The organism is Pseudomonas sp. C2.3V (genome assembly GCF_058536325.1).
Genome location: NZ_JBZUBN010000001.1, coordinates 4,061,759 through 4,075,870, shown reverse-complemented (window position 1 = coordinate 4,075,870; position 14,112 = coordinate 4,061,759). Strand labels below are relative to the sequence as shown.

General features: G+C 52.7%; 6 protein-coding genes and 2 rRNA genes. 4 read left to right on the top strand and 4 right to left on the bottom strand.

The features are described 5' to 3' along the window. The first annotated feature begins 148 nt into the window (after positions 1-148). Together AC4LF3_RS19220 and rrf are read left to right on the top strand one after the other, a co-directional pair. A 23S ribosomal RNA gene (locus AC4LF3_RS19220) occupies positions 149-3,039 on the top strand. Positions 3,040-3,158: 119 nt separating this feature from the next. Then, a 5S ribosomal RNA gene (gene rrf / locus AC4LF3_RS19215) occupies positions 3,159-3,274 on the top strand. A 148-nt stretch (positions 3,275-3,422) separates the two neighbouring features. Here rrf and AC4LF3_RS19210 read toward each other — a convergent pair. The 4 genes from AC4LF3_RS19210 to AC4LF3_RS19195 form a co-directional block, all read right to left on the bottom strand. Next, positions 3,423-4,838: a sigma-54-dependent transcriptional regulator gene (locus tag AC4LF3_RS19210; RefSeq protein WP_312271216.1), complete on the bottom strand. Its 1,416-nt coding sequence runs from the start codon at positions 4,836-4,838 to the stop codon at positions 3,423-3,425. Between the two features lie 89 nt (positions 4,839-4,927). After that, entirely contained in the window at positions 4,928-6,727 is a 1,800-nt protein-coding gene (locus AC4LF3_RS19205; RefSeq protein WP_491836180.1) for a sensor histidine kinase, read from the bottom strand. 208 nt (positions 6,728-6,935) lie between these two features. Then, on the bottom strand, positions 6,936-8,552 hold the full coding sequence (locus AC4LF3_RS19200) for a hypothetical protein (protein WP_491836179.1): 1,617 nt from the start codon (positions 8,550-8,552) through the stop codon (positions 6,936-6,938). Between the two features lie 423 nt (positions 8,553-8,975). Next, positions 8,976-9,737 carry a helix-turn-helix domain-containing protein gene (locus tag AC4LF3_RS19195; protein ID WP_150348439.1) on the bottom strand — a complete coding sequence of 254 codons (762 nt, stop codon included), beginning with the start codon at positions 9,735-9,737 and terminating at the stop codon, positions 8,976-8,978. Positions 9,738-9,889: 152 nt separating this feature from the next. On the opposite strand from AC4LF3_RS19195, the gene AC4LF3_RS19190 reads away from it, so the two are divergent. Next, the gene (locus AC4LF3_RS19190) at positions 9,890-13,366 is read left to right on the top strand and encodes an acyl-[ACP]--phospholipid O-acyltransferase (RefSeq protein ID WP_491836178.1); all 3,477 of its coding nucleotides are present in this window, start codon (positions 9,890-9,892) and stop codon (positions 13,364-13,366) included. 104 nt (positions 13,367-13,470) lie between these two features. Continuing rightward, positions 13,471-13,716, top strand: a complete 246-nt coding sequence (locus tag AC4LF3_RS19185; protein ID WP_010796219.1) for a hypothetical protein — start codon at positions 13,471-13,473, stop codon at positions 13,714-13,716. Positions 13,717-14,112: the final 396 nt, after the last annotated feature.

Genomic DNA, 14,112 nt, shown 5'->3' with positions numbered 1-14,112 from the left:
AAAATTTGGGTATGTGATAGAAGTACGAACACATAGGCTGTTTCACTGCAGACTATGTGGTCAAGGTAAATTTGCGAGTTCAAGCGCAAGTTTTCGGCGAATGTCGTGTTCCAAACCAAACATAACTTCAGATTCTTTGGGGTTATATGGTCAAGTGAATAAGCGCATACGGTGGATGCCTTGGCAGTCAGAGGCGATGAAAGACGTGATAGCCTGCGATAAGCTTCGGGGAGTCGGCAAATAGACTGTGATCCGGAGATCTCTGAATGGGGGAACCCACCTGACATAAGTCAGGTATCTCACACTGAATCCATAGGTGTGAGAGGCGAACCAGGGGAACTGAAACATCTAAGTACCCTGAGGAAAAGAAATCAACCGAGATTCCCTAAGTAGTGGCGAGCGAACGGGGACTAGCCCTTAAGCTCAATTGATTTTAACCGAACGCTCTGGAAAGTGCGGCCATAGTGGGTGATAGCCCCGTAGGTGAAAGGATCTTTTGAGTGAAATCGAGTAGGACGGCGCACGTGAAACGTTGTCTGAATATGGGGGGACCATCCTCCAAGGCTAAATACTACTGACTGACCGATAGTGAACCAGTACCGTGAGGGAAAGGCGAAAAGAACCCCGGAGAGGGGAGTGAAATAGAACCTGAAACCGTATGCGTACAAGCAGTGGGAGCCCACTTTGTTGGGTGACTGCGTACCTTTTGTATAATGGGTCAGCGACTTATATTCAGTGGCAAGCTTAACCGTATAGGGAAGGCGTAGCGAAAGCGAGTCTTAATAGGGCGTTTTAGTCGCTGGGTATAGACCCGAAACCGGGCGATCTATCCATGAGCAGGTTGAAGGTTAGGTAACACTGACTGGAGGACCGAACCCACTTCCGTTGAAAAGGCAGGGGATGACTTGTGGATCGGAGTGAAAGGCTAATCAAGCTCGGAGATAGCTGGTTCTCCTCGAAAGCTATTTAGGTAGCGCCTCATGTATCACTCTGGGGGGTAGAGCACTGTTTCGGCTAGGGGGTCATCCCGACTTACCAAACCGATGCAAACTCCGAATACCCAGAAGTGCAAGCATGGGAGACACACGGCGGGTGCTAACGTCCGTCGTGAAAAGGGAAACAACCCAGACCGTCAGCTAAGGTCCCAAAGTTGTAGTTAAGTGGTAAACGATGTGGGAAGGCTTAGACAGCTAGGAGGTTGGCTTAGAAGCAGCCACCCTTTAAAGAAAGCGTAATAGCTCACTAGTCGAGTCGGCCTGCGCGGAAGATGTAACGGGGCTCAAACTACACACCGAAGCTACGGGTTCATCGCAAGATGAGCGGTAGAGGAGCGTTCTGTAAGCCTGTGAAGGTGAGTTGAGAAGCTTGCTGGAGGTATCAGAAGTGCGAATGCTGACATGAGTAACGACAATGCGAGTGAAAAACTCGCACGCCGAAAGACCAAGGGTTCCTGCGCAACGTTAATCGACGCAGGGTGAGTCGACCCCTAAGGCGAGGCTGAAAGGCGTAGTCGATGGGAAACAGGTTAATATTCCTGTACTTCTAATTACTGCGATGGGGGGACGGAGAAGGCTAGGCCAGCTTGGCGTTGGTTGTCCAAGTTTAAGGCGGTAGGCTGACTGTTTAGGTAAATCCGGACAGTTAAGGCCGAGAGCTGATGACGACTCTTCTTATGAAGAGGAAGTGGTTGATGCCATGCTTCCAGGAAAAGCCTCTAAGCTTCAGGTAATTAGAAATCGTACCCCAAACCGACACAGGTGGTCGGGTAGAGAATACCAAGGCGCTTGAGAGAACTCGGGTGAAGGAACTAGGCAAAATGGCACCGTAACTTCGGGAGAAGGTGCGCCGGTGAGGGTGAAGGACTTGCTCCGTAAGCTCATGCCGGTCGAAGATACCAGGCCGCTGCGACTGTTTATTAAAAACACAGCACTCTGCAAACACGAAAGTGGACGTATAGGGTGTGACGCCTGCCCGGTGCCGGAAGGTTAATTGATGGGGTTAGCGCAAGCGAAGCTCTTGATCGAAGCCCCGGTAAACGGCGGCCGTAACTATAACGGTCCTAAGGTAGCGAAATTCCTTGTCGGGTAAGTTCCGACCTGCACGAATGGCGTAACGATGGCGGCGCTGTCTCCACCCGAGACTCAGTGAAATTGAAATCGCTGTGAAGATGCAGTGTATCCGCGGCTAGACGGAAAGACCCCGTGAACCTTTACTGTAGCTTTGCACTGGACTTTGAGCCTGCTTGTGTAGGATAGGTGGGAGGCTTTGAAGCGAGGACGCCAGTTCTCGTGGAGCCATCCTTGAAATACCACCCTGGCATGCTTGAGGTTCTAACTCTGGTCCGTTATCCGGATCGAGGACAGTGTATGGTGGGCAGTTTGACTGGGGCGGTCTCCTCCTAAAGAGTAACGGAGGAGTACGAAGGTGCGCTCAGACCGGTCGGAAATCGGTCGCAGAGTATAAAGGCAAAAGCGCGCTTGACTGCGAGACAGACACGTCGAGCAGGTACGAAAGTAGGTCTTAGTGATCCGGTGGTTCTGTATGGAAGGGCCATCGCTCAACGGATAAAAGGTACTCCGGGGATAACAGGCTGATACCGCCCAAGAGTTCATATCGACGGCGGTGTTTGGCACCTCGATGTCGGCTCATCACATCCTGGGGCTGAAGCCGGTCCCAAGGGTATGGCTGTTCGCCATTTAAAGTGGTACGCGAGCTGGGTTTAGAACGTCGTGAGACAGTTCGGTCCCTATCTGCCGTGGACGTTTGAGATTTGAGAGGGGCTGCTCCTAGTACGAGAGGACCGGAGTGGACGAACCTCTGGTGTTCCGGTTGTCACGCCAGTGGCATTGCCGGGTAGCTATGTTCGGAAAAGATAACCGCTGAAAGCATCTAAGCGGGAAACTTGCCTCAAGATGAGATCTCACTGGAGCCTTGAGCTTCCTGAAGGGCCGTTGAAGACTACAACGTTGATAGGTCGGGTGTGTAAGCGCTGTGAGGCGTTGAGCTAACCGATACTAATTGCCCGTGAGGCTTGACCATATAACACCCAAACAATCTGTTGTTTGGTAAAGACCAGCCGAAAGCTTGGTTGAACCGCAAAATACCGATCACATACCCATTCGGGGAAACGACTAGACACCGGTTCCCCACCCGAATTGCTTGACGACCATAGAGCGTTGGAACCACCTGATCCCTTTCCGAACTCAGAAGTGAAACGATGCATCGCCGATGGTAGTGTGGGGTTTCCCCATGTGAGAGTAGGTCATCGTCAAGCACCTATACCCAAAACCCCCAGGCCTAACGGCCCGGGGGTTTTGCTTTTGCGGCAGGAAATAAAAACGATGGGCTATTCCCGACCTTAAAAGAGGCAGGTTGTACCAATGCCTGCCCTTAGATACTTAAAAAGTCCTGAAGCCTATAGGCTAAGAACCCTGCTCAATATCTTCGCTTGCTCCACCGTTGAAATGTAGGCCATGCTTTTTCAACTTGTCTGAAAGCGTTTTGCGTGGCAGCCCCAGCGCTTCCGCCATGCTGCGCAATGAGCCATGTGATTGGTTTAACTCCTGCACAAGTAGCGCCCGTTCGAATGACTCCACCTGCTCGCTCAGGTTGCCGGTCAAGCCTGACATTTCCATAACATGAGCGGACGGAGCTGCAGAGCTATGAGCATCATGGTTGTCCAAAGCGAGCTCTAGTCCCAATGCAAACCGTTCTGCTGCATTTTGTAGTTCCCGGACGTTTCCAGGCCAGCGGTGCCCCATAAGAGCAGCACGCTGTGAGCCATCCAGCTCCCGTAAGGGTAAATGATGCCGCGCTGCGGCTGCGTCGGTGAAGTGACGGAAGAGTGTCAGGATATCTTCGCTTCGCTCACGGAGGGGCGGGATCTTCAGACTGGCAACGTTTAAGCGATAATAAAGGTCGGCTCGAAAGCGGCCTTGGTCTGCCGCTTGTCTCAGGTCTTCTTTGGTTGCAGCGATTACTCGAATATCTAACGGTATCTGCTGATTGGAACCAACTCTTTCTACAACACGTTCTTGAAGCAACCGCAATAGCTTGACCTGAACATCCAGGCTCATGCTTTCAATTTCATCTAGAAAGACAGTTCCGCCGTTAGCGTACTCGAACTTCCCGATGCGTCGTTTTTGGGCGCCTGTAAATGCGCCTTGCTCATGGCCGAAAAGCTCGCTCTCGACCACCGACTCGGCCAGTGCACCAGCATTAATAGCGACAAAGGGCCCGCCTTTTCGTGTAGAAAGATCATGCAATGCCCGGGCAACAACCTCTTTGCCTGCTCCTGTCTCTCCTAGAATGAGTACATCAGCATGAGTAGATGCCAGCGCGCCGATTTGGTCACGTAAGCGGCTCATGCTAGGTGCTTGGCCAATCAGCCGGGTCTGCAATTCCTTGCGTTCAGCCAGTGCCAGCCTAAGGCTGCGGTTCTCAAGAACAAGGCGACGAACTTCCAGTGCACGACGCACGCTATCAAGCAGGGCATCGTTCGCAAAAGGCTTCTCTAGAAAATCATAGGCGCCTGCCCGCATGGCCTGAACAGCCAATGGAACATCGCCGTGCCCCGTAATCAATACGACAGGCAGATCAGCGTCCTGGTTATGCAATTGCCCTAGGAGCTCAATACCGTCGATACCAGGCATGCGGATATCGCTGACTACAACGCCTGGCCATTCACGTACAAGTTGCATGTCCAGCGTACGCGCATCTGCAAGCGCTACAACGTTAAGCCCTGCCAGGTCTAGTGTCTGACTTAAAGCCTGACGAAGGTGAGGGTCGTCGTCGATCAAAAGCACTTGGCTATTGGTATCGAAAGGCAGAGGAGACATCATGAGTAATTTAAAACCTGATCATCATTAAGCACGAATGAAATATTGTTGCCGTCATAAGTTTTGCATAAGCCGAGCGATCCGAGCGATCAGCCACGCATTTCCTCTTGCGGTACTGATGCTACGCCAGGCTTGCCGTGTAATAAGAACAGGCGAACCTCGGCACCGCCTTCCATATGATTGGACAGGTGCAGACGTCCGCCTAATGCGCGAAGTAATGTATCGCAGATCGCAAGACCCAGCCCAAGCCCTTGGGTAGTCGCCTTTGTTGTGAAAAACGGCTCATGTGCTCTAGCTAGTGCTTCAGCAGAAAAGCCTGGGCCATTGTCGCGGATAACCAGTGTCACGCCTTTCTCATCCTGACTGGCAATCAACCAAAGTCGGCGAGGCGGCCCTTTTTCTATCAACGCATCCAGAGCATTAGTGAGCAGGTTGTTGATAATCTGGCGCAGCCGTGTTTCACCCGCTTGCACCCATAATGGAGCGTCAGGCAAATCCCTAATCAGCTCGACGTTCATGGCCCGCCGACGGGCTGCTAGTAATGCTAACGAGTCTTCCAGCGCCGCTTGTAGCGCAACGCTTTCTGGTGCTCTTCGTGCACCACGAGCATATGCCTTGAGGTGGGAGATGATATTGGCCATGCGCGTCGTCAATTCACCAATCAGCTTTAGATTGCCACGGGCATCATCCACTCGACCATGATTCAACAAGACCGCCGCGTTTTCGGCATAGCTGCGAATGGCCGCCAGCGGCTGGTTCAGCTCATGGCTGATGCTGGCTGACATGGTGCCCAGAGCAGACAGCTTTCCCGCTTGTACGACCTCGTCCTGTGCTCGCATAAGTTCACGCTGGGCCTGCTCGCGATCATGTACCTCCTGTTGCAGGCGTTGGTTTAGCGTCTGCAAGTCCTGAGTACGCTCCTGTACGCTCAACTCCAGATCGCGCTTAGCGCGGGCATCCAATGCGATTCGCTCGAGATAGTGCCGACGCCTTAAGGTCATGACGGCCAACAGAAGCAGCAGGGCTAATAGTGTCGCCCCTCCGATGTATAGAACGCTACGTACCTGACGTTCAAGCAAATCACGGGGAGCCAGGATTCGTGCTGTCCAGCCAATTTCATCTAGAAAGCGCTGCTGGATCAGCCACTGGTTATCACTAATTTCCAAAGGTTCGAGTGAGCCCCTGGGGTAAGGCAGATTGCGTGCGATAACGTCACGTTGTTCATCGTTCAACGGGCGGCTGGCTCGAAAGCGCCACTCATTGCGGGAGGTCAGGATCACTACACCAAAGCTGTCGGTGACCAGGAGTTGTTCAGGCGTTCGTCCCCAGAGCTTTTCAGGACCATCTAGGTCTACTTTGACGACCACGACTCCGATGACGTTTCCACCATCATGTACGGGCGCTGCGAAATAGTAGCCTCGTTTACCGGATGTGGTTCCAAGTCCAAAGAAACGACCGGATTTGTTCTGCATTGCTTCCTGATAATACGGACGGAAAGAAAAATCACGCCCAACAAAGCTGTCCGGCTCATTCCAGTTCGATGTGGCTTGGCAGTATCCGTCGGCTCGCATCAGATAAATCACATCTGCCCCGGTACGCTGCCGAATCCGCTCCAGCAAATGATTGGCTGATCTTTGCGTATCTGCATCGACCGGATCATGCAGCGAGGCGCGAAGCGCGGGCATATCGCCCAGCAGATCCGGTAAGACTTCATAGCGCCGAAGCGTACCCAATAGGTTCTCTACGTAGAGATCCAGCGTTTGTCGGTTCTGCTCAGCCAATTGCTGGCTGTAGTATCTGTGAGCCGCGTAATGCAAGGGCCAAAGCAAGGGCGCAAGAAGAAGGGCCAATACAGCCAGGGTACGCCAACGAGGGCGGTTGGGAAGCATAAATATTGCTCACACTCACGGTGAAATAATGGCTCCTATTATGCGCTGGCCTATGGTGTCGATACAGGACTTCGCTGCCAGCCGAACGATCAGCAAATATAGAAGATAGGGAGAATGATTGATTATGACTTCAGTTATATCGTACGGCGCGCCTGCCGCGGAATAGCCGCGCCGCTCATGGATAATTCAGGTTAAGAACTGCCTGGCTTTATCCTTTCTGTCGCTGTAACCGTTCCAATCGCCGCCACTGCCCTTGATCCTTCACAAAAGTCACAACGCGATTATCCTTCTCGGTAATGGTTGCCTTGGTGTACTCAGGCAAGTCGACCTGAAAATCTCTGCCTTCCAGATAAACCCCACCACAATTGCTCGGGTCATTGCCAAAGTCTGCTGGCTGCGGTCGCAACTCATAAATACCCCGATGAAAGAGCAGGTTTGCATAGCCGCGAACGCTCATGTCAGTAGATAGCACTGCACATTTAACATTCAGCTCCTGCTCGACCAGCGATGCCAGCTGCTTGTTTTGCTCATCAATCTGGGGCCAGGCCGCGTAAGTGGTAATGTCCTTCTTATACGTCATGCAGCCTTGTATTGCTGCCAGGGTGATCAGCCCTGCCAATACGGTTCTGCCTTTGGTCCTGAAGTAAAGCAAGGACAACCCAATCAACAGTGCTGCCGGGAAGATGAACTTCAAACGGTCAAATGAAAACTGCGTGGCATGCTGAAGCATGATCAGGTTTTCCAGTAGCGGTACGCTGGCTGCGATGAGAACTACCAGCGTAATCGATAATGCTCTGTTTGACGTATTCTGGCTTTTCTTCAGCCAGATGAGTCCCGCCGCTGTTATCAGCATGGCTGCGATGAAATAGCCATAGGAGAGCACATAGGCATGCAGCAGATCGGACAAGCTGCCCGTACCCGCGCTACGGGCCAGGAAGCGTCTGGCAAAGGCCTTGAGTGTGGGCAGCAAACCGGCAGCAAGGCTGTAATGCAGGATAGTGATAACGCCTGCCAGGATGGTGGCTATACAGATTTTCTTGGATAGCCACCGTGAGCCCTCGATTCTCAGGGTGTTTACCCAAAGAATGCAGAACAGCCCGAAATTGAAGAAGTATCCTGTCCATTCGGTTAATGCGCCGAAGAAGGCCAGCGCACAAAGCGCCCAGGCGTAGCGCTGACGACTCTGTATATCGGTCACTGAACAGTACTTGAACAAGACAAACAGCGAAGACAGCAGGATCAGCTGATAGAAGCTTTGTACCCAGTAGATAACGCCATGGGAAAGCAAAGCCTCACGGCTGAAAATACCAATTACGCAGCCCATGAGTGCGCCGGAGACTGCTGACCACGCGTTCAGACCATTGAAGCGAAGAACCTTGAACAAGAAGGTAAACAGCAGCAGCGTGATGACCGAGCCTAGGACAAAATTGAAAAAGGCCAAGCTTTCCAACGATATATTCTGGCCCGATACCTTCAGTGCAAAGTAGGGTGCCAGAAAGCCATAGGGCGTAAAACTGGTATAGACGTAATCACCTGTTCGTGTAGGAATGGTCGCGCCCCAGGCGATGTGCTTGTCCTTTTCTTCGCCTAGCGAAATGGTGGGTAGATACCAATGGTGCGTGACATCGGACTCGTTTAACGCATTCAGAGTAATCAGGACGTGGTAACTCGCTTCCAGGTTCTGGGAGCCTGTTACCTTCTCAAAATCATGTAGCCTGAAAAAAAGAGAGATGGCCAATAAGATACAGACGGCCACTATTCCTAAATAGAAAGGTTTTTGCTCCGAATACGTGGCCGTTTCTAACGAATAATCCAAACTCTTCATCTTTACCCCCTTTGGCATAGCTGAAAGGTCTTCAAAAGCCGGGCGCAGATGAACAAGCGGAGACAGCCCGGCAGGTGGCAGGCATTCCATGCGTATGTCAGGACGGCAATATCAGCAGGCCATGAACGTCAGGCGGAAGACGCGTCTGGAGCGGGCGCTCCGATGGCTACGCACACTGCTGTAAATCAGAATTTCTCTGACGAAGTGGCGGGTCGATCCTAGAAACAGTGACCCTGGTACAGATGGCACTAAACAATACAGACGATTTCAGAGCGCCATCCCGAAGTCTAGAAAGTAGCGGAGGGGCGTCAAGTTATAGCCGAGGGTGGGGTATCTCTATGCTTTGGATATTTGAACTTGACCATAAAATAGCCAAACTTATGCATCAAATTTGGGAAATAGGGTAGAAACTACCGGAGCTTCTCATTTGCCTGATTTTTTCTTTTCGGCGGAGCGCTTGCTGTAACGTTCGAACAGCCCATAGCGCCATTGCCGTACTGCCAGGACGGTCGTAGTGCCAAAACGCTGCGTTATGGGCAGTCCTGCTTCTTCCTCACATAGGTTGTTAAATTCTCGCCCCAAGCGCTGAAGCTTTTGTTGCCACTGTGCATTTCCCGCGCGTGATAGCAGGCCGTTGAAGACCAGAAGTTGCTCCGACTCACCTTCGAAGCGCGAATGAAAGAAGTCCTTGGCGACTTGCTCCTGAAAAAGTTGCTGGATCGGACCACCTGAACGCCAGCGGAAATTTCGGCTGATCAACAACTTGATGCGATTGTTGGGTAGCAATTCGATAAGCTTCAAACGATCCAACCGTACCAGTAATCGGGTGCATTCAGCGGCTGTCAGCTGATATTGCTCAGTAATGTTGGTAAAGCTGTAGCCGTTGATCACGCATACGGCTACAAGCAGAAGCAAGCCGTCGCTGGCAATCTCCTGTTCCTGAGCCTCGCTCAGTTCATCGGTTTGTCGCTGCTGCACGGACATGGCCTGTACAAGTTCGGTAATGTCCATGTCGATCACATTGCATACGAGTGACAAGCGCTGCAGGGTAAAGCTCTCCTCCGCGAACAGACGCTTGACCGAGGCTTCGCTTAGGTCTAGTGCCGCTGCTACATCGGCATACGTCTTACCGTGTGCTTTCAGTTGTTTTTTCAGGGTTTCGATCAGGGAAGAAACTTGGGCCATCTCAAAATCTCGAAGGAAAAGGTAATAGCGGCCAAAAGTATCGAAAATTAATACCTAAGACATTTCTTAACGCTACGTTTTGCATTTTAGTTGTGGATTTTGAAGGGCCCCGGCAGTCTGCCTGCACTTCCATCCCGCTCCAGAGACTTGTTATGGACAAACTGCACCGACTATCGGGCGCCTGGCCTTATCTGATCGCGATCTTTCTGAACGCATTCGTCGATCTGGGCCATAAGATCATCATTCAAAATACCGTCTTTAAAATCTATGACGGCTCTACTCAGATTGTGCTGACTGCCTTGGTCAATGGGCTGATGCTTCTGCCTTTCATTCTCTTATTCAGCCCTTCCGGTTATGTGGCGGATACCTTTCGCAAGCTATCCGTCATGCGGCTATCAGCCTGGGCGGCTGTCGGGATTACCGGACTGATTACCTGGTCGTACTATGCCGGCTGGTTCTGGCTAGCGTTTGCCATGACGCTGCTGCTTGCTGTACAGGCCACTTTTTACTCACCAGCCAAGTACGGCTATATCAAGACCTTGTTTGGAAAGGCGCGGCTCGCTGAGGCCAATGGCCTGGTTCAGGCTGTTTCGATCGTAGCGATATTGGCTGGTACGTTTGTCTTTACCGCGCTTTTTGAAGGCAGCCTTTCTGCTGAGTCGAAAACCGCTGACGAGATGCTGCGCGATATCGCCCCACTCGGATGGCTGCTGGTAATCAATAGCGTGATTGAGCTGGCGCTGTTGTACTGCTTGCCTGATAAGGAAGTACCCGCCTCCAGCCGACCCTTTAACTGGCAGGATTACATCCATGGTCGTGCGGCTGTAGCAAACCTGCAAACGGTCAAGGCGCAATCGGTTATTCGCCTAGCCATTGTTGGGCTGGCAACATTCTGGTCAGTTGGGCAGGTCATGCTGGCAGCCTTTCCGTCCTACGCCAAGGACAGTCTGGGCGTCAGTAATACTCTGGTCGTCCAGGGCATCCTGGCCTGCAGCGGTATCGGCATTGCGCTGGGTTCGGCGTTGGCAAGCAGCCTGTCGCGCAATCGCATCGAGACTGGCCTTGTTCCGCTGGGGGCGTTGGGTATCGCCGTGGGGCTGGGCGGTTTGCTGTTGTTGGATTCACCGCTCTCTCATGCGCTCAACTTTGTTTTCATCGGTGTGATGGGCGGCCTGTTCATCGTACCGCTCAACGCGCTGATTCAATTCCACGCACCTGAAAAGGAATTGGGAACAGTACTTGCCGCCAGTAACTGGATACAGAATCTATCCATGCTGGGCTTTCTGATCCTGACGGCAGTTTTTGCACTGGTAGGCGTCGATAGTCGCTATCTGCTGGGCCTGATTGCTCTGGTTGCGTTGATAGGTGGCGCTTACACCGTAGGCAAGCTGCCGCAGAGTCTGGTCCGCTTTCTGCTCAGCTTTTTTATGACCCGTCATTACAAGGTGGAAGTGCATGGCCTGCAAAATCTGCCCGCACAGGGCGGCGTCTTGTTGCTGGGTAACCACATCAGTTGGGTCGATTGGGCGATTGTGCAGATTGCCTGCCCACGGCCTGTTCGCTTCGTGATGCTCAAGGACATCTACAACCTGTGGTTCATGCGGTGGTTCTTCAAGTCTTTAGGCTGTATTCCGATTCAGCCGGGTGCCGGTGCTGCCCAGGCGTTGGATCAGGTAGCAGAATTACTCAATGCTGGCGAGGTGGTCTGCCTGTTCCCCGAGGGAGCCATCAGCCGCAACGGTCAGCTGGGTGAGTTTCGGAAGGGCTATGAGCGCGCATGTGAAAAGGCCAATGCAGATGTACTGATCGTACCGTTCTATTTGCGTGGGTTGTGGGGTAGTCAGTTCTCGCGCTCATCCAGCAAGCTGAAGGAACTGCGCGACTCACCGTTGCACCGTTCTGTAGTCGTCGCCTTTGGCAAGACCTTGCCCAAAGACACGCCTGCCGATGTTCTCAAGCGCCGGATATTCGACCAGACCATTCGCTCCTGGCAGATCTATATGGAAGACCTGCCAACCCTGGCCGATGCCTGGATCGAAACCGTTAAGCGTCGCAGCGGGCAGTTGGCGATTGCCGACAGCCTCGGCAAGCCAATGAAGGCGGCTCAGGCGCTTGCCGCCAGCAGTGCCATGGCGCGTCGTATCACCAAACTCAGCCCAGAGCAGAACGTGGGGCTGTTGCTACCGACCAGTGCCGGTGGTGTGCTGGCTAATATGGCAACCCTGCTGGCCGGCAAGACGCTGGTCAATCTCAACTATACGGCAAGTCAGGAGGCCCTCCGCTCAGCACTGGAGCAGGCCGGCATACAAACGGTCTATAGCTCCAAACGTTTCGTCGAAAAGCTCGAGCAGCGAGGGCTGCCGGTCAAGGCTGTACTGGAAGGGCGCCGTGTTGTCTATCTGGAAGATATGCGACAGGAGTTCAGCAAGACCGAGCTTGCGGCAACCTGGCTGGCGATCCGCCTGTTGCCTGCCTGGATGCTGCGGCCGCTACTCAGTCGAGCGCACAATCCTGAGGCAACCGCGGCCATTCTGTTCTCCAGTGGCAGTGAGGGTGCGCCTAAGGGGGTCATGCTCAGTCACCGTAATATCATGGCGAACCTGAAGCAGACATCCGATGTGCTCAATACTGAGAATGACGACGTTGTCATGGCCTCGCTGCCGCTGTTCCATGCGTTTGGTTTGACGGTTACACAGTTCCTGCCATTGATCGAAGGACTGCCAATGGTCTGCCATGCGGACCCGACCGATGTCATGGGCATTGCCAAGGCAGTCACGACGTATCGTGCCACTATCATGTGCGGCACATCCACCTTCCTGCGGCTCTTTACCCGTAACCGCAAGGTGCACCCGCTTATGCTGGACAGCTTGCGCATCATCGTCGCAGGGGCCGAAAAGCTCAGTGATGATGTCCGCGAGTCCTTCAAACTCAAATTCAACAAGGAGATTTATGAGGGCTACGGTGCCACTGAAACGGCGCCTGTCGCCTCGGTCAACCTGCCGGACGCCATTGATGTAGCTTATATGCAGGTACAGTGCGGCGGTAAACAGGGCACGGTAGGGATGCCATTGCCTGGTACCAGTCTCAAGATCGTTGATCCAGAAAGCTTTGAAGAATTACCTACAGGCCAAGAAGGCATGATTCTTATCGGCGGCCCTCAGGTCATGCAGGGCTACCTGAACAATCCTGCCAAGACAGCCAGCGCCATTCATGAACTTGATGGTGTACGTTGGTACGTGACGGGCGATAAGGGAAGACTGGATGAGGATGGCTTCCTGACCATCGTGGACCGGTATTCACGGTTTGCGAAAATCGGGGGCGAGATGGTCAGCCTGGGCTCTGTTGAACAGGCTCTCATCAAGCTGATCGACAACTCCGAAATCGAAGTCATGGCTGTCAATGTGCCGGATGCCAAGAAAGGCGAACGTATTGTGATTCTTCACGAGCAGCCTCTGGACACTGGTGCGCTGGAAAAGCGCATGCTTGAAGCAGGTCATAATCCGCTCATGGTGCCGTCTACCTGGATTCATGTGGATACCTTGCCCAAGCTAGGCTCCGGCAAGGCAGATATTGCCTCGGCCAAAAAGCTTGCGTTGACTTCCGCCGTGGAGGCCAGTGCTTCTGAGTAAGCTTAGTGTCAACATCAAGGCCTGCTTATGCCGGCCTTTTTTAGAGTCTAGATAACTGTCTATTAGACTCTAGCGGATTCACTCAGACATCATGAGAGCAGTTGATGAACGAAAAAGAGCTGATCGCTATTGTTACCCGAGCCATTGATTCAGGTGATCTACCTGATTTCAGCCCCTCGATGACAGGCGCCTTGCTTTTCGAGACCCTGATTGAGGAGTGGGACGTGTTGAGCGAGGAGGGGCGAGGCAATTTGATGCTGGTATTGAGCATACTGGCCAAAGAGCTTTCGAGCGAAGCCAAGGCAGAGCGGGAAACTCAGAAGATTCTGGATAGGCTGCGCAAGGGTTGAGTATAAGCTCTAGTAGCCTCTTGAGATGGGGACAGTAACGTTGTGCAAGCGACATAAATAAGGTATGGATAGGATTGAAAATTACTTCAGCTGTCCCCTTCCAGCCGTCTTTTCAATTCCTGCCAAGGCCTCCTCTCCGTATCTCTTGTCAGCTCCTGACACCACGCCTGTGTGGCGCCGAGTCATGACTATGGCTGGTCTTAATGCGTTGTGGGCGCGAGTGATGATGGAGGTGGCGTACGCTTCGAGTGTTGTTTATATATCGTTGTGCTGTGGCAGTAGCTGAGTCTGGATCCAGGCATTTTTCATGGCTTTGCAGCCGCCGTAGTCGAGATCAAGAGGAATGGCGTGGGCTGAGTCTTTCAATAAAGCTAGGCGGCCATCGACAAATGAACG

Coding starts and splice junctions, on each gene's coding strand:
- AC4LF3_RS19210 (WP_312271216.1), bottom strand. CDS start 4,838: ATGTCTCCTCTGCCTTTCGATACCAATAGCCAAGTGCTTTTGATCGAC.
- AC4LF3_RS19205 (WP_491836180.1), bottom strand. CDS start 6,727: ATGCTTCCCAACCGCCCTCGTTGGCGTACCCTGGCTGTATTGGCCCTT.
- AC4LF3_RS19200 (WP_491836179.1), bottom strand. CDS start 8,552: ATGAAGAGTTTGGATTATTCGTTAGAAACGGCCACGTATTCGGAGCAA.
- AC4LF3_RS19195 (WP_150348439.1), bottom strand. CDS start 9,737: ATGGCCCAAGTTTCTTCCCTGATCGAAACCCTGAAAAAACAACTGAAA.
- AC4LF3_RS19190 (WP_491836178.1), top strand. CDS start 9,890: ATGGACAAACTGCACCGACTATCGGGCGCCTGGCCTTATCTGATCGCG.
- AC4LF3_RS19185 (WP_010796219.1), top strand. CDS start 13,471: ATGAACGAAAAAGAGCTGATCGCTATTGTTACCCGAGCCATTGATTCA.